The organism is Arthrobacter sp. P1_C12_2, assembly GCF_056406415.1.
Map to the genome: position 1 here is coordinate 148,230 of NZ_JBFUAF010000009.1, position 19,778 is coordinate 168,007.

Here is a 19,778-nt window from a genome sequence, read left to right on the forward strand (position 1 = left end):
GGTAGGGCATGATGGAGGAATGAAGGGGCAGGAGCTCTCCGGAGGCGCACTCGCGTCCGACGCCATGGACCGGTTCAGCCGGCCGACCCGGGACTGGTTCCTGGGCGCTTTTTCCGCGCCCACCCCGGCCCAGAACGGCGCCTGGAATGCCATCTCCTCCGGTGCGCACGCCCTCGTCGTCGCACCCACGGGGTCCGGCAAGACGCTCGCCGCGTTCCTCTGGGCACTGGACCGGCTGCTCGTCTCCGCTCCCGCCGAGCCCGAGGCCCTGCCCGGCCTGGACCCGGCGGCCAAGGGCGGGCGCCGGAAGGCTGCTCAAGGTAAGGCAGCCCAGCGCAAGACCCGTGTGCTGTACATTTCCCCGCTCAAGGCCCTCGGCGTCGACGTCGAACGCAACCTGCGCGCGCCGCTGATCGGCATCACGCAGACCGCCAAACGCCTGGACCTGCCCGCCCCGCTCATTACCGTGGGCGTCCGGTCCGGGGACACGACGGCGTCCGACCGCCGCTCGCTGCTCAGCCACCCGCCCGATATCCTCATCACCACCCCGGAATCCCTCTTCCTGATGCTGACGTCCAAGGCTCGCGAAACCCTCAGCGAGGTGGACACGATCATTGTCGACGAGGTCCACGCCGTCGCCGGCACCAAGCGCGGGGCGCACCTGGCGGTGTCGCTGGAACGGCTGGACGCGCTGCTGTCCAAGCCCGCCCAGCGGATCGGGCTCTCGGCCACCGTGGAACCCAAGGAGCTGGTGGCGCAGTTCCTCGCCGGTTCGGCGCCGGTGGAGATTGTGGCCCCTCCGTCGCGGAAGAACTGGGACCTGACCGTCTCTGTCCCGGTGGAGGACATGTCCGATCTCCAGGGCGCCGCCGGGGCCTTCGACTCCGGTCCGGCGTCCGGGCTGCAGCCCCAGGCGTCGATCTGGCCGCATGTGGAGGAGAAAATCGTGGACCTGGTGCTGGCCAACCAGTCCACCATTGTGTTCGCGAACTCCCGCCGCCTCGCCGAGCGGCTGACCGCCCGGCTCAACGAGATCTACGCCGAGCGCCAGCTCTTGGCTGCCGGCGGCGGCTGGACCGACTTTGGCGCCGGCGCACCTGACTTCGAGGCCGTACCGGACTTCGGCGCCGTGCCGGCTGCCGTAGCGAATGCAGCGTCGATTGCGGCGCCGAGTGCAGTGCCGTCCGGCGCGGCCGCACAGCCCACGTCCACCGCCACGCCGGCCCACATGATGGCCCAGGCCGGCAGCACCGCCGGCGCCGATCCCGTGCTGGCCCGCGCGCACCACGGCTCCGTGTCCAAGGACCAGCGCGCCCTGATTGAGGATGACCTGAAATCCGGGCGGCTGCGCTGCGTCGTGGCCACGTCCTCGCTCGAGCTCGGCATCGACATGGGTGCCGTGGACCTGGTGGTGCAGGTCGAGTCGCCGCCCTCGGTGGCCAGCGGCCTGCAGCGGGTGGGCCGCGCCGGCCACCAGGTCGGTGAAATCTCCCAGGGCGTCCTGTTCCCGAAGCACCGGGCAGACCTCGTCCACACGGCCATCACGGTGGAGCGGATGCTCGCGGGCAAGATCGAGCGGCTCAGCGTGCCGGCCAACCCGCTGGACATCCTGGCCCAGCAGACGGTCGCCGCCACCGCCCTGGGTGCCATCGATGTGGAGGAGTGGTTCGCCACGGTCCGGCGGTCCGCGCCCTTCGCCTCGCTCCCCCGCTCCGCGTTCGAGGCCACCCTGGATCTCCTGGCCGGGCGGTATCCGTCGGATGAGTTCGCGGAACTACGTCCGCGGGTCATCTGGGACCGGAACGCCGGGACCATCGAGGGCAGGCCCGGCGCGCAGCGGCTTGCCGTCACCTCCGGAGGCACCATCCCGGACCGCGGACTGTTCGGCGTCTACATCATCGGCACCGAAGTCGAGGGCACCGGCTCCGGCGGCTCCTCCGGCGGCGCCAGTGCGGACGGCAGGGCGGCCAGCCCGGCCGCCGCCGCGGCCAAGGGCGGGCGCCGGGTGGGCGAACTCGACGAGGAAATGGTCTACGAATCCCGGGTTGGCGACATCTTCGCCCTCGGCGCCACCAGCTGGAAGATCGAGGACATCACGCACGACCGTGTCCTGGTCTCGCCGGCGTTCGGCCAGCCCGGCAAGCTCCCCTTCTGGAAGGGCGACTCCCTCGGTCGGCCCGTGGACCTGGGCCGCGCCCTCGGCGCGTTCATGCGCGAACTGGCGGCGTCCGACGTCGGGCCCGCAACCGAGCGGTGCAAGGCCAGCGGACTGGACGACTACGCCGCGAACAACCTGATCCAGTACCTCGCCGAACAACGGCTCGCCACCGAGGTGGTCCCCAGCGACACGACCCTCGTGGTGGAACGCTTCCACGACGAGCTCGGCGACTGGCGCGTGGTGCTGCACAGCCCCTTCGGCATGCCCGTACACGCACCCTGGGCCCTGGCCGTGGGCCAGCGTCTGCAGCAGCGCTACGGGATGGACGGTTCGGCCATGGCAGCCGACGACGGCATCGTGCTGCGCGTGCCCATGATGGAGGACGAGCCGCCGGGCGCCGAGCTGTTCCTCTTCGACCCGGAAGAAATCGAGCAGATCGTGACGGCGGAGGTCGGCGGCAGCGCCCTCTTCGCCTCCCGGTTCCGCGAGTGTGCCGCCCGTGCGCTGCTCCTGCCCCGGCAGAATCCGGGCAAGCGGCAGCCCTTGTGGCAGCAGCGGCAGCGCTCGGCGCAGCTGCTGGATGTTGCCCGGAAGTACCCGACGTTCCCGATTGTCCTCGAAACGGTCCGCGAGTGCCTGCAGGATGTCTACGACCTTCCGGCGCTGAAGGACATCGCCGCCTCGGTGGAGCGCCGCGAGCTCAGGATCGTCCAGACCACCACCCAGCAGCCCTCCCCGTTCGCGAAGTCCTTGCTCTTCGGTTACGTGGCCCAGTTCCTGTACGAGGGCGACTCCCCGCTGGCGGAGCGCCGGGCCGCCGCCCTGGCCCTCGATTCCACTCTGCTCAATGAGCTCATGGGTCGGGTGGAGCTGCGCGAACTGCTGGATGCGAAAGTCATCGAGGCCACCGAGCGCGAGCTGCAGCGGCTGGCCCGGGACCGCCAGGTGCGCGGGCTGGAGGGCGTCGCGGACCTGCTGCGCCTCCTGGGTCCGCTCTCGCCGGACGAGGTCGCCGTCCGCCTGGAGCCGGCGGCGGGCCCGGCCCTGGCGGGCGAAACAGCCGAGGCCGCCCCGGCGGCTGAGCCGGCCGCAACGCCAGCGGTGCTGCCGGCCGAAACCCCTGCGACGGAGGCCGACGCCGCCGCCCACCTCGCCGCCCTGCAGCGGGCCAACCGGGCGATCAAGGTCAACATCGGCGGCATCGAACGCTTCGCGGCCGTCGAGGATGCCGCCCGGCTCCGGGATGCCCTCGGCGTACCGCTGCCCATGGGGGTGCCGCTGGCGTTCATCGAACCGGTCGCGGACCCGCTCGGCGACCTCGTCTCGCGCTACGCCCGCACCCACGGGCCCTTCACCGCCGCCGAGGCCGCGGCGCGGCTGGGACTCGGCGTCGCCGTCGTCGGCACGGCGCTGAAGCGGCTGGCCGCGGACGGCCGCGTGGTGGAAGGAGAGTTCCGCCCGCACGCCACGCCACCGGCCGGCACGTCGGGCAGTACGGCAGCCGGCGCTGAGGACTCCGGTGCGGAGGGATCCGGCGTTGAGGCGGCCCCGGCCGACCTCGCTGTAATGCCGGCTGCCGTTCTGCCCGTCGTTCTGCCTTCGGCCGGTGTGAGCGAATGGTGCGACGCCGAGGTCCTCCGCAAGCTGCGCCGCCGTTCGCTCGCCGCGCTCCGCGCCGAAGTCGAGCCGGTGGACGCCGCCGCGTACGGCCGTTTCCTTCCCGCCTGRCAGAACGTGCGGACCCCTGGCGGCCGCGGGCAGTCCGCGCTCCGCGGCCTGGACGGCATCATCACGGCCATCGACCAGCTCTCCGGCGTGCCCATTCCTGCCTCCGCGTGGGAGCCGCTTGTCCTGGCCAGCCGCGTCTCCAATTACCAGCCGGCCATGCTGGACGAGCTCATGGCCGCCGGCGAAGTCCTCTGGTCCGGTGCCGGCTCGCTGCCCGGCAACGACGGCTGGGTGAGCCTGCACCTCGCGGATTCGGCCGAACTGACACTGAACCCCGCCATTGATTTCGAACCCGGCGACGCGCAGCGGCGGCTCCTCGAGCACCTGACAAACAACGGCGGAGGCTACTTCTTCCGGCAGCTGACCGAGGTTGCCGGCGGCATGGATACGGTGCTGAGCGACCAGGACGTGGTGTCCGCACTCTGGGATCTCGCCTGGGCGGGCCGGATTACCGGCGACACCTTCGCCCCCGTCAGGGCCCTGATCGCCGGCGGCCACACCGCGCACCGGCAGGTCGGGCGTGCCCCGCGGGCCCGCGCGCCGCGGCTGAGCCGGCTCGGACGGGCGCACGGCACCGGGCTGCTGGGATCGCCGGGACTCACCGGCGGCCGGTACGGCTCCGTGACCGGCACGGCGCCCGCTCCCCCGCTCGCCGCGGGTCGCTGGTCCGCGCTGCCCTCCCCCGAACTCGATCCCACCATCCATGCCCGGGCCACCGCGGAACTGCTTCTGGACCGCTACGGCGTGGTCACCCGCGGCTCGGTCATGGCAGAAAACATCCTCGGCGGCTTCGGCCTCATGTACAAGATCCTGGCCCGGCTCGAGGAAGCCGGACGCTGCCGCCGCGGCTATTTCATCGAACACCTGGGCGCGGCGCAGTTCGCCGTCCCGGCCACGGTGGACCGGCTCCGGTCCTACGTCGAGGACGCCCAGCTGCACAAGGCCGAGCCGGTGGCCCTGGCCCTCGCCGCGACCGACCCCGCCAACCCGTACGGCGCCGCGCTGCCGTGGCCTGCGCTCAATGTCGACGCCGGCACGGGCCACCGCCCCGGCCGGAAGGCCGGCGCCCTCGTGGTCCTGGTCGACGGCGCCCTGGCGCTGTACGTCGAACGCGGCGGCAAGACCCTCCTCGCGTTCAGCGACGACACAGACGTCCTGGCCGCGGCCGGTGCGGCCTTGGTGGGCGTGGTGACCCGCGGCGCGGTGGACAAGCTGATCATGGAAAAGGTCAACGGCCACGGCATCCTGGACACCCCAGTGGCGGCCGCCCTTGCCCAGGCCGGGGCCTACTCCACGCCGAAGGGACTGAGGATCCGTGCCTGAGGGTGATTCCGTTTTTCGTGCCGCGGCACAGCTGCACGCCGTACTGGCCGGGAAGGAACTGGTCTCGTCCGATTTCCGGGTCCCGCGCTTCGCCACCCTGAAGCTCGGCGGCTGGACCGTGGCCGAGGTGGTCCCCCGCGGCAAGCACCTGCTGATGCGTGTGCAGGGCCCGACGCCGAAGGACCGGCTCACCATCCACTCACACCTGAAGATGGAGGGCAGCTGGCAGGTCTACCCGCCCGGGGGCCGCTGGCGGAAGCCCGGCTTCACCGCCCGCTGCGTACTGCGCACCGCCACGGCCGACGCCGTCGGATTCTCCCTGGGCATCCTCGAGGTGGTCCGCACCGACCAGGAAGACTCGATCGTGGGGCACCTCGGCCCGGATCTGCTGGGCCCGGACTGGGACGCGGCAGAGGCCGAACGCCGGCTGCTCGCGGCACCGGACATGCCCATCGGCGTCGCCCTGCTGGACCAGAGCAAGCTGGCGGGGATCGGGAACATCTACCGGTGCGAGGCCTGCTTCCTTGCGGGCGTCCATCCGGCGTCGCCCGTCTCCGCTGTGCCGGATCTTCCCGCCATCATCACCGATGCCCAGGTCCTGCTCTCCGCCAACCTCGGGGCCGGCCGCCGGACCACTGTGCTGAACGCGCGGGGTGTCCCGGTGGGCCGCACCGCCGGGCGCCCCGGCTACTGGGTCTACCGGCGCGAGCACCAGCCGTGCCTCAAATGCGGCACCCCGATCCGCCGCGGAATCCTTGGCAGGGACAACGGCACCGGCACCTACACCGAGGAACGGGACATCTACTACTGCCCCACGTGCCAGCCCCTGCCGGCCCCGGGACCAGAAAGCCTCAGCTGACTGGACCCWGGGGAATCAGTCCGTCGGGCCGCTGGCTGCCGTTGCCGGGACGGCCGTCCCGGCAACGGCAGCTTCCGCTTCAGTTCCGGCCGCGGGGACGGGACGCGTTTCCGGAACCGTGAACCGCGGCAGCAGCAACTGCACCAGGGGTCCAATGGCCAGCGCGTACAGCACCGTGCCCACGCCGACTGAGCCGCCCAGGAGCCAGCCGGCGCCAAGTACCACCACTTCAATGCCGGTGCGGCAGACCCGGACCGGCCAGCCCGTTCGCCGGGCGAGGCCTGTCATGAGGCCGTCCCGTGCGCCCGGGCCCAGCCGGGCGCCGATGTAGCAGGCGGAGGCGACGCCGTTGAGCAGCACGGCCCCGACGAGCAGGCCGATCTGGCCGCCCAGATGCGAAAACTTTGGAATCAGGGCCAGGCCGATGTCCGCGAAGACCCCCACCAACACCGCATTGCAGAGGGTACCGACGCCGGGCCATTGCCGGAGCGGGATCCAGAGCAGCAGCACCAGGAAGCTGACGATCACCACCACCGTACCGAGGCTGAGCCCGGTCCTGGCCGCCAGTCCCTGGTGGAGCACGTCCCACGGTGCCGTGCCGAGGCTGGCCCGGATCACCATGGCGAGGGAGATGCCGTACAGGGCGAGGCCGATCAGGAGCTGGAGGAGTCTGCGGGTCAACATGGTGTCCATCCTCCATGACAACTGGCCTTGCAATCCATAGCCAGTTTGAAATACTGGCTCTATGTCCGTCTCTTTGACTCCGGGGTCGCTGACCCGCCTGCTGGGCGAGTGGAACGTCGGCGCCGCACCCGCCTACCGCGAGCTGGCCGACGTCGTCCGCCTGCTCATCCTCGACGGCCGCGTCGCCCTCGACGTCGCCCTACCGAGCGAGCGCTCGCTGGCAGCCACCCTTGGCATCAGCCGCACCACCGTGACCGCGGCGTACGCCCTGCTGCGCGAACAGGGTTTCCTCAGCAGTGGCCAGGGCAGCCGCAGCCGGAGCTGCATCCCGAGCCAGGGGCCCGCGCATGCCGGCGGCCACGACGGCGCCCTGCGACTGAGCGGCGCGCCCGGTCTGGCCGTGCCGGACGGGATCCTGGACCTGGCCTACGCCTCCCTGCCCGCCAGCGGCGAAGTGGTGCACCGGGCCTTTGCCGCGGCCCTGACCGAACTGCCGGCCCTGCTGCCGGGCTTCGGCTACGACGCCCTGGGCGTGGGCCCGCTCCGCGAAGCCATTGCGGCCCGGTACACCGCCGCCGGGGTTCCCACCACGGCCGGGCAGATCCTGGTCACCTCCGGCGCCCAGCATGCGCTGAACATTGTGCTCCGCACCTTGGCCGGACGGTCGGGGACCAAGGTGCTGGTAGAACATCCGAGCTACCCAAACGCCCTCGACGCCATCCGGGCCGCGGGCTGCCGCTCGGTCCCGGTGGCCATGCCCGCGGCAGCCCCGATCGGCGCCGACCACAACGGCTCTGTCCCTCAGGGCGGAGGCGGCTGGGACCTCGAGGCCATGGAAACGGCGCTGCTGCAGCAGCGGCCCGCGATGGCCTACGTGGTGCCGGACTTCCACAACCCCACCGGCCGTCTCATGCCCGATTCCCAACGGCGCCGCCTCGTGAAGGCGGCCGCGGCGTCGGGCACCGTGCTGGTGGCGGACGAGACGCTGCGGGAGCTGAACCTCGACGGCGCCGCCTCGACCCCCATGGCCGCGTTCAGCCCGGCGGTGGTCTCAATCGGTTCCCTCAGCAAGTCGCACTGGGCAGGGCTGCGCACCGGCTGGATCCGCGCCAGCGAGCCCCTCATTCAGCGCTTCGCCGCGGCCCGCACCACCCTGGACCTGGGCGGGCCCGTGGTGGAACAGCTCGCCGCGGCGCATCTGGTCAACGCCATGACGGAGCCGCTCCCCGCCCGGCTCGCCGCACTGCGCGAGAACCGGGACACACTGCTGCACCTGATAGGCGAGCACCTGCCGGGCTGGGAACCGGAATGGCCCGACGGCGGCCTGTCCGTCTGGTGCCGCCTTCCGGCGCCGATCAGCACGGCACTGGCAGTGCTGGCCCCCGACGTCGGCATCCGGCTGGCAGCGGGGCCCCGGTTCGGCGTCGGCGGCGCGTTTGAGCAGTACCTGCGGCTGCCGTTCACCCTGCCACCGGAGCAACTGGAGACGGCCGTGCTGGCATTGCGTTCGGCGCAGGACCGACTGGAGGCCGCGCCGCAGCTGCGGCGCAACCTGTCAGCCCCGCCGGCCGCGGCCATCGCCTGAGCCGAGGCGCCCGCCTGCGACGCCCGCACTTTCCTGCGCTGCGTACGTGCCCTGCCGACGGATGCCGGAACTTTCCTGCGCTGCGCAGATGCTCTGCCGACGCCCGCTCTTTCCTGCGCAGCCGACATGCCCTGCCGACGCCCGCTCTTTCCTGCGCCGCGGAGATGGCCCAGGGATGCCGGAACTTTCCTGCGCTGCGCACATGCCCTGTCGACGCCCGAATCCGGGTGTCGACAGGGCATCTGCGCATCGCCAGGGAGGATGCGTGTCGCGGGCCTACGCGTAGACGTTCGCCAGGAAGCCGGCCCAGGCCTTGGTCGTCGCCCCGGTGTCCCCGCTGCCGCTGAAGTCGTGCACGGTCATGCCCACCGGTGCGCCGAAGGCGTTGCGCCCGAAGAAGCGGTACATCGTGTCCGCGGTCCGCAGGCCGAGGAAGTTCTCGTTCGAGAAGTCGACTTCGCCCATGAGCTGCCCGACGCCGTCGAGTTCCAGCTCCACCGTCTCCCCCTGGGCCGCAGTATCGACGCCAAGGGCCCTCTTGAGCCGGTCGAAGCCGTCCGGGGTCTGCGACGCGGCGGGTGCCTGGATGTCCGTGAAGACCACGGGCTTGCCGTCGAAGTACTTCAGGTACTGGCCCAGGGTGTGCAGATAGAAGGCCGTGTGCTTGCTGGCGCCGTCGTACTGCTCATCCCAGTTGTCCGCGAAGATGCCGCTGTGCACGTAGTGCAGCCGGGCCCGGTCGCCGTCGAGCGGTTCGAGGACGTGCTCCAGCTGGTTGAACCAGCCATCCGGACCGTCCATCCGGGACACCAGGTGCGAGGGATATTCGTCCACGGTCCGGACCGCCGGCCATTGGTCCGTGGGGAACATCCAGGCCGGGGTGTCCTTGGTGACTGCCTCCCACACCCGTTCCGGAGTACCGGGCAGTTCGGTGTCGTAGACGATTTCGAATTTCCGCTTGTCAGTCATTGTCCTGCTCCTTAGCTTGTGGGTTTGCAGTTTGTGGTTGTTTAGCTTGGGGGGGGGGGGCTGCGTGTGGGTCTGCGTGCGCTGCCGTGGGCGCCGGCGCCTTCAGCGACGGGTGGAGCGCGATGACCAGCCGGTGCTTGCGGCCCGCCGGCGGGGAAGCTGCCGGCGAACCCTCCGGGAGGTCGCGTCCGCCGTCGTGGTACTTATCCACGAGCCGGGTCACGGCGACGCCAAGCTCCTCGGCGAAGGCCGCCCGGTCCGCCGCCGAACGGAACGTGATCTCGCCGTCGATGGCAAAGGTGGCGAGTTTCTGCTTGGCAGCGGCCGCCCCGGCGATCAGCTGACCCATTTCCTGGACCATGCGGGCGGCGAGCGCCAGCAGCCAGAAGGCGGAAAAGCGGTCCGAGAACCGGTGCGGGTCCGGCGCCACGGATGCCAGGGCCGCCGGCGAGATCAGGTACGACGCCGCCGTCGCCCGCAGGATGCGTTCGGTCACGTTGCCGCGCCGCCGCTCCTCGACGAGCTCGACGAGCCCATGCCGTTCGAGGGCCTTGAGGTGATAGTTCACCTTCTGCCGCGGCAGGCCCACCTTCGCGGCGAGCTGCGTCGCGGATCCGGGCTCGGCCAGCTCGCGCAGTATTCGCGTCCGGATCGGGTCCAGCGATGCCTCCGCCGCGGCCGGATCCTCAATCACTCCGATATCCAACATGCTTCAAGTCTGCCCGCCGACAATTTTATTTGTCAAGAACTTTTTTCTCGTCGGCTCTCCCGTTGCGGTCCCAACGAGTTCGCCGGAAGCGTCCGAGGTTGTTTGCGGCGAATTGGAGCTCGGGGCCGGCGGACTGGGGGCCGGCGGGCGGCGGGGGGCGCAGGCGGGGCGGGAGAGGCCGGGCCCGTAGAATGGTCGGGTGATGCAATCCCCCCTCCCCGTGCGCGACGGCGTCAATGCGACGCGCCTGCGCCTGCCGGACGAGGGACCCTGGGAGACCGCGCTGGACTACATGATGCACCGCTGGGGGCACATCGATCCGCAGGGCATCGAGGACCGGTTCGACGCCGGCGAGATCGTCGGCGAGGCGGGGATCGCCCTGGACCGCACCACGCCGATGCAGGACCATACGTTCATCTGGTACTACCGCACCTTGCCGCCGGAGGCCCGGATCCCGGTGGAGCTGAGCATCTTGCACCAGGACGATCACCTCCTGGTTGTGGACAAGCCGCACTTCCTGCCCACCACCCCCGGTGGGACGTATATCCAGGAATCGGCCCTGGTCCGGCTCCGGAACCAGCTCGGCCTCCCGGACCTGATCCCCATGCATCGTCTGGACCGCATGACCGCCGGCATCCTGCTGCTCTCCACGAACCCCGAGACCCGGGGCAAGTACCAGGTGCTCTTCGAAAAGCGCCAGGTCCAGAAGGAGTACGAGTGTGTGTCCGCCGCGGAGCCGGCGCCGGGCCATCCCGCGGTGGATTTCCCTGCGGTGGTGCGGAACCGGATGACCAAGTCCCGCAGCTACCTGCTGGCCGAGGTTGTCGACGGCGAACCCAACGCGGAAACCCGGATCGAGCGGCTGCACACATTTGACGCCGGCGGCACCGTCCGTGGCACCGACGGCGGCCCCGACGTCGATGCCCAGCGCCGGGCGCTGTACCGGCTGGAACCGCATTCCGGGAAGACCCACCAGCTCCGCGTGCACATGGCCTCACTGGGTCTGGGGATAGTCAACGATGCGTTCTACCCGGAGCTGCTGGACAAAGCCCCGGACAACTACGCCAAGCCGCTGCAGCTCCTGGCCCGCGGGATCCGCTTCGTGGACCCCATCTCCGGGAACCCGGTGGAATACCGCAGCAGACTGGAACTCAGCGAGGCACGCTAGCGGCTGGAAGTGCGGTACCTTGTGCCCATGGACTTCGGAAATGCGGACAGCTGGGGCGCCGCGATCTATTTCTGGATCTTCCCCTTCGTGATCGGCGATGCGATTTTCCCGCCTGTCCCCTCGGAAATGCTGGTCATCACCGGCGGCGCGCTGTCCGCGGAGGGCCGGGTCAACGGCTTCCTTGTGGTGCTCCTCGCCGCCGTGTCCTCATGGCTTGGGGACCTTCTCGTCTTCCAGCTCTTCAAGCGCCGGCTGAGCCACGTGCTGGACCGCTGGAGATGGGGCCTGCAGTTCCACGCGGCCGTGCACGCGGCGATCGCGAAAGCCGGCCGGTCCTCCACGTACGGTGCGATCATCGGCCTCCGCTTCATCCCCGGCGGGCGGCTGGCCACGACGGCCGCGGCGGGGATCGCCAACGTCTCGACCCGCGGGTTCAGCCTCTGCGCGGCTCTCGGCGGCCTGCTCTGGGCAGCCTGGTCCGTGGCGCTGGGCTATTTCATGGGCTCCGCCACCGGACTGCCCTTCTGGGCGAGCTCCCTGATCGGCGTCGGCGTCGGGCTGTTGGTCGGAGCCGTCGTGGGCGTAATCGTCACACGACGCCGGGGCAGCCCCTCCCCCGTGGAGTCCGCCGCGATCGACCCGGACGAGGAACTGGACTTCTAGACGGGCGCCCAGCGGCCGCGGCTGCGGCGCAGCACGGTCAGCGCTCCGGTGAGCGCAACGCGTTCGACGGCGTCGCGCATCATGGCTGCCGACTCCAGCGCCTGGCTGTTTTCGGCGCTGTACGCGGTGGCATCGACCAGGAATCGCAGATTCAGCTGCGGTACCCCGCCGGCGAGCTCCAGCTGGTGCGATTCGACGTGGTGCCGCGTCCCGAGCGCCTCGATGGCCGCGGCCATGACCGCCTCGGGAGCGGTGCCCGGCTTGAGCCCGGTGATCTTCAGTCTGGTCTGGAACGACGGCATGGAACAACCCTATCCGCCCCCGCAGACGCTCCCCCACACGCGAGGGAGCGCCCGGTTGGGAGCGCAGGCTACCCGGTGTTGCGCAGTCCGGCGGCGACCCCGTTGACCGTGATCAGCATGGCGCGCTGGAGGCGCTCGTCGATCTCGGCCCCGGTCATGCCCGCCGCGGCCTCGGCCCGGACGCGGCGCAGCAGTTCCACCTGCAGGTAGCTGATGGGGTCGAGGTACTGGTCCCGGATCTCCAGGGAGCGCTTCAGGGTGGGCTGGGCATCGAGGATCACGTGCTCCCCGGTGAGGTTCTGGATTTCCTCGACCGTGAGCTCATACTCGGCCCGGATGGCACGGAACAGGTGATGCAGCTCCTCCGGCACCAGGGTGGAGACGTAGTAGCCGGCAATGTCCATGTCCGTCTTCGCCAGGGTCATCTCAACGTTGGAAAGCACCGACCTGAAGAAGTGCCAGCCCTCGATCATCTCCTTGAGCTGAGCCGAGTTACCGGCCTCGCGCGCTGCCTTGAGGCCGGAGCCCACACCGAACCAGCCCGGCACGATCTGCCGTGACTGCGTCCAGCCGAACACCCACGGGATGGCCCGCAGCCCCTCCAGCCCGGCGCCGGAATCGGGCCGCTTGGACGGACGGGATCCGATGTTCAGGGATCCCAGCTGCTCCACCGGGGTGGAAGCCATGAAGTAGGCGGGCAGGTCGGGATCCTCAATCAGCGTGCGGTAGCGCGCAAACGCGGCGTCGGAGACGATTTCCATGACGTGGCCGTAGCGCACGCGCTGGTCCTCCGAGGTGCGCGGCGCGCGGTGCAGCGCCGAGCCCTGCAGCACCGCGGCCAGGGAGAGCTCGAGATTTTCGCGGGCCAGCTCCGGCAGGGAGTACTTGTCCGAGATGACCTCGCCCTGCTCGGTGAACTTGATCTCGCCCTCGAGCACGCCGTTGGGCTGGGCCATGATGGCGTCGTAGGTCGGCCCGCCGCCGCGGCCCACGGAGCCGCCGCGGCCGTGGAAGAGGCGCACGCGGACGCCGTGCTTCGCGGCCACGTCCCGCAGCTTGCGCTGGGTCTTGTAGATTTCCCACTGGCTGGTCATGACGCCGGATTCCTTATTGGAGTCCGAGTAGCCGAGCATGATCTCCTGCACGTCGCCGCGGAGCCGGACCAACTCGCGGTAGGACGCGTCAGAGAGCAGCCGGTCCACGATCTCGGCCGAGGCGCGGAGCTCGTCCACGGTTTCCAGCAGCGGTGCGAAGCCGATCTTGGCGTAGGGCGCCTCGCCGAAGAGGCTGACCAGGCCGGCCTCGCGGGCCAGCACGGCCGCTGCCAGCACGTCGTCAGCGCCGCGGGTCATGGAGATGATGTAGGTCTCAATCACGTCGGGGCCGTAGGTGCGCAGGGCACGCCGGATCTCCCGGAAGACGTCGTAGGTGCCGTCGGCGACGCCGTCGAGCTTGATCGGGTGGCCGGAGAGCGGGCGCCGGGACGCGAGTTCGGAGCCCAGCACTTCGAGCCGCTCGGCGCGGCTGAGTTCCGCGTACCGGACACCGGGGCCGCCGAGGCGGTCCATGAGCTGGCCGACGGCGTCGTGGTGGTGGTCGGCGTGCTCGCGGATGTCGAGGGTGGCCAGGTGCAGGCCAAAGGAGGCGATGGCGCGGCGGACCCGGGACAGGGCGCCGTCGGCGGCGAGGGCGGCGTGGTGGTTCCGCAGCGACCGTTCCAGCAGGCCGAGCTCGGCGAGGAGTTCCGCGGTGGCGGTGTAGTCGCGGCCGGGCTCGTGCGCGGATCCGGCCGCGACCCGCCGGCCGGTGTTGATCAGCTTGGCCTTGATACAGGTGAGTTTGAGCCGGTAGGGCTCCTGCGCGTTCAGTTCCAGGACGCGGCGGTCCAGGCCGGGCAGGTTGCCGAGGTCGACGTCGATCGAGTCCAGGAGTTCCTGGTCCGCCCCGGCCAACGCGGTCGAGTTGGACAGGATGGAGATGAGCCCGTCGATCAGGCCGATGCTGATCCGTACAGCGTGCTGGTTCTGGATCTGGAGGATTTCGCGGGTGACGGCGGCGGTGACGTTCGGGTTGCCGTCCCGGTCCCCGCCGATCCAGGAGCCGAAGCGGATCGGGGCCTTTTGCGGCGGCAGCGTGACGCCGTGCTCGGCGAGCAGCTCGGAGAGGTCCGAGAGCATCTCCGGCATGGCGTCGCTGAGGATCCCGGTGAGGTAGTAGATGGCGTTCCGGGCCTCGTCAACGGGGGTGGGCCGGACCTGGCGGAGCTCGTCCGTCTGCCACATCTGGTCGATCACCTCGGACAGGTGGCGGTCCTGGCGGCGGCGCGCGGACGTGCCCTCTCCCGTGGATTCGGACAGGATGTCCGAGAGCCGGCGGATTTTGTCCAGCACGGAGCGGCGGGAGGCCTCGGTGGGGTGTGCGGTGAAGATAGGGCGAACGTCGAGCTCGTTGACGACTTCCTGCAGCACGGAATTGCCGGCCTGGTCAGCGATTTCCTCCACGGCTTTGGCGAGCCAGCCGTCCTTCTCCTGCCGCGTGCGCAGCCCGCGGACCCGGTGGACCTGCTCGGCGGCGTTAGCCAGGTGGAAGTAGAACGCGAACGCGCGGACCAGGTCGGTGGCCTGGTCCAGCGGCAGGGAGCCGAGCAGTTCGCGGACCTGGGCGACGACATCGTACGAGCTCCACGGCCCGGTGGCGTCGGCCCCGCCGCGGGCGGCCTCCTTGGATTCCTTGGTCAGCAGGCGCACCTGCTCGACGAGGTCGAGGAGTTCGGGCCCGTGCTGGCGGACCAGGGATTCGCCGAGGAGGGTGGAGACCCGGCGGACATCAGCCCGGAGTTCGGCGGCAAGATCGGTGTCGGAATGCATTGCAGTGTCAGCCATGGAAACTATCTTTCGAGGGTTCGACTTGGCTCGTACACTGCGCTGGATACTGTGAGCCCGATTACTTCTTCCCATGGGATGTTACCCCCAGGCACTCCCGGCTGGAATTCCGTCTCAGATAGTGTCGGGCYCCGCCGCGACGGCCCCGATTCCCAACTGACTCGCAGCTGGGGCCGTTTTGGGCGCCCAGAACGGCCCCAGCTGCGAGTCAGTTGGGTGAATGGGTTAGCGCGCGATCTTGAAGTTGAACTCGCCCGTGCCCAGCGCGCCCCAGATCCGCAGCCAGATCGGCAGGATCATTTCCGCGCCGCGGGCACTCGTGATGTCCCCGAGGTCGACCACGTCGCGGTGGCCGAAGCCCTTGAGGAGTTCCGTTACGGCGGCCTTGGCGTCGGCGTCGTCCCCGGAGACGAACACCGAGTGGTCACCGCCCGCCACGCGCGCCGGATCCACCATCACGGACGCCGTCATGGTGTTCAGCGTCTTGACCACTTTGGCCTCGGGGAAGGCGCGCTGGATCTCTTCGCCCAGGCTGTCCGTGTTCACCGGATTCAGCGACGGCGGCATGCCCTGCGAGAAGTCCAACGGGTTGGCAACGTCCATGATGATCTTGCCGGCGAGGTTCCCGGTGCCCGCGGCGGCCAACGCAGCCAGGGAGCCGCCGCCGTTGGTGGCGTTGACGACCAGCTCGGCGCCGGAGGCTGCGTCGGCAAAGGCGGCGACGTCGATTCCGGCGTTCGCGGCGTGCCACTGGGCCAACGGCGCGGTGCCCATCATGTCCGGCTCCGTCCGGGCGAGCGTTGCCTGCGGGTCGCGGGTGCCGATCACGACGTCGTGCCCCAGTCCCGCCAGTGCGCCGGCAATCGTGCGCCCCACCATGCCGGTTCCCAGTACTGCAATCTTCATGGCGTCCTCATTCCGCTCACCAAAGAGCTCGGCCCAAATTCCAAGGGTAGACAGATCCGTCTACCCTTGGACACGACGCTAGCAGACCCGCCCGCCCGCAACAAGGCATCCGACCTCCGGCAGGATTCAAGTCGGGCGTAGACAGACTTGTCTGTGTACGATTGAGCCATGACCTCGCCAGCAGCCACCGCCTCGCCGGCTGCGCGCACCCCCGCCGGGCAAGCGCGCGAGAAGATCCTGGCCACGGCCTTCCGGCTCTTCTACGCGCAGGGCTTTCGGGCCGCCGGCATCGACACCATCATCGCCGAGTCCGGCGTCGCGAAAGCCACGTTCTACAAGTACTTTCCGGCCAAGGACGACCTCATCCTGGCCTACCTGGAGAAGGTCGACGGCGTCTGGACCGGGCAGCTGCACGCCGCCGCCGAGGCAGCGGGCGAAGACCCGGCCGCGCAGCTCGTGGGCCTGTTCGATGCCCTGACAACCGCCTGCCGGCGCGACGGCTACCGTGGCTGCGCCTTCATCAACGCGGCAGCCGAGTTGGCCGCCGGCACCCGGGTGCACAACCGGACCGTGGCCCACAAGCACCAGATCCGCGCTTGGATCCGGGACCTGGCCGCCCGCGCCGGCGCCCGGGACCCGGACCAGCTCGCCCGCAGCCTGACCCTGGTGCTCGACGGCGGCCTGGCCAGCGGGGTGCTCGACGGCGACCCGGACGCGGCCGCCGCGGCCGGAGCCACCGCGGCCCAACTCGTGGCAGCCAGCCTACGAACCCCACCGGACGCAGCCCCGACGGAAACCCTGGAGGAACCCATGAACACCACTGAGCCCGCGGCCGACCCGCAGCTTGCCCGCTGGCAGCGCTTCCGGAACAGCCGCAACGCGGCCCTCGCCAGCGAGCACGGCTGGCTGACGCTGACCTCCTTCCAGTGGCTGGAAGGCGAGCCGGCCGCCGTGGAGCTCGCCCCCGGACTCTGGTCCACGGACGGCACGACGGCGTTCCTCACCGCCGCCGCGCCCGAGGGCCTGACGCTCGTGGACACCGGCGAGCCCGTGGACGGGACCATCAGCGCCGTGCTCTCGGACGAGGAATCACTGATGTGGGTCCAGTACGGCGGCGACGACGGCCGCCAGGTGGTGGTGGAGCTCGCCATGAGGGCGGACAAGTACGCCATCCGCACGCGCGACTCCCGGTCCCCGGCGTTCACGGAGTTCGACGGCGTGCCCACCTTCGACTTCCGCCCGGACCTTGTCGTCGAGGCCCGGTTCGTGCCCTATCCCGAGCCGGTGGACGTGCCGATCGGCACCGCCAACCCACTCGTGGACGGGGTCCACCGCTCGGTCGGCGAGCTGGTCTTCCGGCTTCCCGACACGGAGCACGAGTTCCACCTGCAGGCAGAGGAGGAGAAGCTCGGCGCGTTGACGGTCACGTTCCACGACGAGACCAATGGAGAAAGCACCGACGAGTGGCGCAAGGTCTCCACCCCAAAGCCCCGCCCGGACAATACCGTCATCCTGGACTTCAACCGGGCCATCAACTACCCCAGCGCCTTCACCCCATACGGCACCTGCCCCATGCCGGTGAAGAACAACAGCCTGGACTACCGGATCGCGGCTGGCGAGAAGGAGCCGGGCCTCTTCTAACCGGCCTTCTAACCGCTCTTCTAGACGATCGCGGACACGCCGGTGACGGCACGTCCCGTGATCAGGGTGTTGATCTCGAACGAGCCCTCGTAGGTGTAGATCGCCTCGGCGTCGGAGAAGATCTTGGCCATCCGGTAGTCGGTGACGATCCCGTTGCCGCCCAGCAGGGACCGGCCCATCGCCACAGTTTCACGCATCCGGGCGCTGACGTAGGACTTTGCGAGGGCCACCTGCGGCATGTCCGCGGCGCCCTGGTCCTGCAGCTGCGCGATCCGGACCATCATGCCCATGCTGGCCACGGCGTTGCCGAGCATGGTCACCAGCTGCTGCTGGACCAGCTGGAACTTCGCCAGCGGGCGGCCGAACTGCTGGCGTTCGACGGCGTACTGCCGGGCGACGTCGAACGCCGCGAGCTGTTGCCCCACGCCCTGCCAGGCCACCATGATCCGGGAACCGCGCAGGAGTTCGTTGGTGTCCTCGAAGCTGCTGATGCCAGCGAAGCGGTCCGTTTCGGCCACCCGGACGTCGGTGAAGACGATGTCCGCGTTCTGCACCGTGCGCAGGGCAATCTTGTTCTCGATCCGGCTCCGGCTCACGCCCGGCAGGGTGGCGTCGACGATGAAGCCGCGGATCCCGCCGTCGGCCTCGTCCCGGGCCCAGACGAGCATGTAGTCGCAAAACGTCCCGTTGCCGATCCAGCGCTTGGCTCCGTTGAGCACCCACGCATCGCCGCCGTCGGCCGCGCCGCCGAGGACCCGCTTGGCCCGGGTTTCCATGCCGCCGGCAACGTCCGAGCCGTGGTCCGGTTCGGTGAGGGCAAAGGCGCCGGTGGTGCGCAGGTTCGCCGCGTCCTCAAGCAGGCGCGCCTTCTGCTCCTCGGAGCCGAAGCCGTAGAGCGACTCCACGAAGAGGTCATGGTGGACCAGGAAGAAGGTTGCGAGCGAGGTGTCCACCCGGGTCATCTCGGCGATGACGATCCCGGCGAACAGGTTGCTGTAGCCGCGCTGGGCGGGCGCGCTGAGCTCCAAGGCGGCCAGCTTGGGCAGGATGTGGGCCGGGAATTCGGCCTTGTTCCACCAGTCCGTGGCGAAGGGGGCGACCTCGGCCGCCAGGAACTCCCGCAGCTGCGCCAGTTTGGCCCGCTCCGCGGCGCTGAGCAGGGATTCGTAATCGAAGAAGTCCGCCGTCGGCAGCCCCGCCACAGACGGCGCAGCCGTGGCGGCCAGCCCTGTCCCGGTCATCTCTGAACTGGTCATTTCGGGCCCATGCGGATGGCGCCGTCGAGGCGGATCGTCTCGCCGTTGAGCATGGCGTTCTCCACAATGTGCGCGGCGAGGTTCGCGTATTCGGCCGGGCGGCCCAACCGCGAGGGGTGCGGCACCTGCTGGCCCAGGGAGTCCTGGGCCTCCTGCGGCAGTCCGGCCATCATGGGAGTCTCGAAGATGCCCGGCGCGATGGTGACCACCCGGATCAGCGAGCGCGCGAGTTCGCGGGCGATCGGCAATGTCATGGCGGCGACAGCGCCCTTGGAGGCGGCGTAGGCGGGCTGGCCGATCTGCCCATCGAAAGCGGCAACGGAGGCGGTGTTGATGATAACACCACGTTCGGGGCCACCGAGTTCCGTGGCGGCAGGCTCGGTGGCTGCCATGGCGGCCGCGGCGAGGCGGATCACGTTGAAGGTGCCCACGAGGTTGATCTGGATGACGCGGTTGAAAGCCTCCAGCGGGAGCACCCCGTCACGGCCCAGGACCTTGCCGGGGGTCGCGATCCCGGCACAGTTGACCACGATGCGCAGCGCACCGAGGGCGGCGGCGGCGTCGACGGCGGCCTGCACCTGGACCTCGTCCGTGACGTCGGCAGGGACGAAGACGGCCGTGCGGCCGCCTCTGGCCGGGGTGCCGTCGACAGCAGCACCGGCACCGGCGTCGGCCGGAGAGGCAGCAGCGCCGGATGCGGTCAGTTCGGCGGCAAAGGCGTCCCCGGCGGAACCCGGCAGGTCCACGAGCACCACCGACGCGCCGGCGTCGAACAGGCGCCTGGCCGTGGCCGCTCCGAGACCCGAGGCCCCGCCCGTGATCAGCGCGACAGTACCGTTGATGTCCATCCATCCTCCTTGATGTGGAACCGAACCCCGGCCGCGAAGCCTCGACGCGGGCGGCGCCTGCAGAGGCGGCCCGCGGGGAACATTAGTTAGTGAATGT

The 19,778-nt window shown here is 70.0% G+C and carries 14 protein-coding genes and 1 pseudogene; 7 read left to right on the forward strand and 8 right to left on the reverse strand.

The annotated features are described in order from the left end of the window. Positions 1-19: 19 nt before the first annotated feature. Both AC1DZQ_RS11970 and AC1DZQ_RS11975 read left to right on the forward strand, forming a co-directional pair. Positions 20-5,209 (forward strand): Lhr family helicase, encoded by a 5,190-nt coding sequence (locus AC1DZQ_RS11970; protein ID WP_476963717.1) that lies wholly within the window; start codon positions 20-22, stop codon positions 5,207-5,209. Beyond that, positions 5,202-6,068, forward strand: coding sequence for an Fpg/Nei family DNA glycosylase (locus tag AC1DZQ_RS11975; protein ID WP_476963718.1), 867 nt, complete (start codon positions 5,202-5,204; stop codon positions 6,066-6,068). Before AC1DZQ_RS11970 ends, AC1DZQ_RS11975 begins: the two co-directional genes overlap by 8 nt. Before the next feature lie 15 nt (positions 6,069-6,083). Here the strand turns inward: AC1DZQ_RS11975 and yczE are convergent, their stop codons facing one another. Next, complete coding sequence (gene yczE, locus AC1DZQ_RS11980) at positions 6,084-6,752, reverse strand: membrane protein YczE (protein ID WP_476963719.1); 669 nt, start codon at positions 6,750-6,752, stop codon at positions 6,084-6,086. 61 nt (positions 6,753-6,813) lie between these two features. On the opposite strand from yczE, the gene yczR reads away from it, so the two are divergent. Then, a complete protein-coding gene (gene yczR, locus AC1DZQ_RS11985; protein WP_476963720.1) occupies positions 6,814-8,337 on the forward strand; it encodes a MocR-like transcription factor YczR in 1,524 nt (507 codons plus the stop codon). Positions 8,338-8,613: 276 nt separating this feature from the next. On the opposite strand, the gene AC1DZQ_RS11990 is transcribed toward yczR, so the two are convergent. Next, complete coding sequence (locus AC1DZQ_RS11990) at positions 8,614-9,306, reverse strand: SRPBCC family protein (protein WP_476963721.1); 693 nt, start codon at positions 9,304-9,306, stop codon at positions 8,614-8,616. Then, positions 9,299-10,015: a helix-turn-helix domain-containing protein gene (locus AC1DZQ_RS11995; protein ID WP_476963722.1), complete on the reverse strand. Its 717-nt coding sequence runs from the start codon at positions 10,013-10,015 to the stop codon at positions 9,299-9,301. Before AC1DZQ_RS11995 ends, AC1DZQ_RS11990 begins: the two co-directional genes overlap by 8 nt. Positions 10,016-10,217: 202 nt before the next feature. On the opposite strand from AC1DZQ_RS11995, the gene AC1DZQ_RS12000 reads away from it, so the two are divergent. Beyond that, positions 10,218-11,183 carry an RluA family pseudouridine synthase gene (locus AC1DZQ_RS12000; RefSeq protein ID WP_476963748.1) on the forward strand — a complete coding sequence of 322 codons (966 nt, stop codon included), beginning with the start codon at positions 10,218-10,220 and terminating at the stop codon, positions 11,181-11,183. A 27-nt stretch (positions 11,184-11,210) separates the two neighbouring features. Continuing rightward, positions 11,211-11,846 carry a DedA family protein gene (locus AC1DZQ_RS12005; RefSeq protein WP_476963723.1) on the forward strand — a complete coding sequence of 212 codons (636 nt, stop codon included), beginning with the start codon at positions 11,211-11,213 and terminating at the stop codon, positions 11,844-11,846. Here the strand turns inward: AC1DZQ_RS12005 and AC1DZQ_RS12010 are convergent. The 3 genes from AC1DZQ_RS12010 to AC1DZQ_RS12020 all read right to left on the reverse strand — a co-directional run bounded on the left by AC1DZQ_RS12010 (position 11,843) and on the right by AC1DZQ_RS12020 (position 15,936). Then, a complete protein-coding gene (locus AC1DZQ_RS12010) occupies positions 11,843-12,148 on the reverse strand; it encodes a hypothetical protein (protein WP_018774310.1) in 306 nt (101 codons plus the stop codon). The two genes, AC1DZQ_RS12005 and AC1DZQ_RS12010, sit on opposite strands and share 4 nt — an antisense overlap. Positions 12,149-12,216: 68 nt before the next feature. Further along, positions 12,217-15,030, reverse strand: coding sequence for a phosphoenolpyruvate carboxylase (ppc, locus tag AC1DZQ_RS12015; RefSeq protein ID WP_476963724.1), 2,814 nt, complete (start codon positions 15,028-15,030; stop codon positions 12,217-12,219). Between the two features lie 225 nt (positions 15,031-15,255). Further along, entirely contained in the window at positions 15,256-15,936 is a 681-nt protein-coding gene (locus AC1DZQ_RS12020) for an NADPH-dependent F420 reductase (protein ID WP_476963725.1), read from the reverse strand. Between the two features lie 168 nt (positions 15,937-16,104). Here AC1DZQ_RS12020 and AC1DZQ_RS12025 point away from each other — a divergent pair. Both AC1DZQ_RS12025 and AC1DZQ_RS12030 read left to right on the forward strand, forming a co-directional pair. Continuing rightward, positions 16,105-16,296, forward strand: a pseudogene (locus AC1DZQ_RS12025) (TetR/AcrR family transcriptional regulator); the annotation flags it as partial. Positions 16,297-16,746: 450 nt separating this feature from the next. Next, positions 16,747-17,577 carry a DUF1684 domain-containing protein gene (locus AC1DZQ_RS12030; RefSeq protein WP_476963749.1) on the forward strand — a complete coding sequence of 277 codons (831 nt, stop codon included), beginning with the start codon at positions 16,747-16,749 and terminating at the stop codon, positions 17,575-17,577. A 20-nt stretch (positions 17,578-17,597) separates the two neighbouring features. Here AC1DZQ_RS12030 and AC1DZQ_RS12035 read toward each other — a convergent pair whose 3' ends face one another. After that, positions 17,598-18,833 carry an acyl-CoA dehydrogenase family protein gene (locus AC1DZQ_RS12035; protein ID WP_476963726.1) on the reverse strand — a complete coding sequence of 412 codons (1,236 nt, stop codon included), beginning with the start codon at positions 18,831-18,833 and terminating at the stop codon, positions 17,598-17,600. Further along, the gene (locus tag AC1DZQ_RS12040) at positions 18,830-19,681 is read right to left on the reverse strand and encodes an SDR family NAD(P)-dependent oxidoreductase (RefSeq protein WP_476963727.1); all 852 of its coding nucleotides are present in this window, start codon (positions 19,679-19,681) and stop codon (positions 18,830-18,832) included. The genes AC1DZQ_RS12035 and AC1DZQ_RS12040 overlap by 4 nt, the downstream gene beginning before the upstream one ends. Positions 19,682-19,778 lie beyond the last annotated feature (97 nt).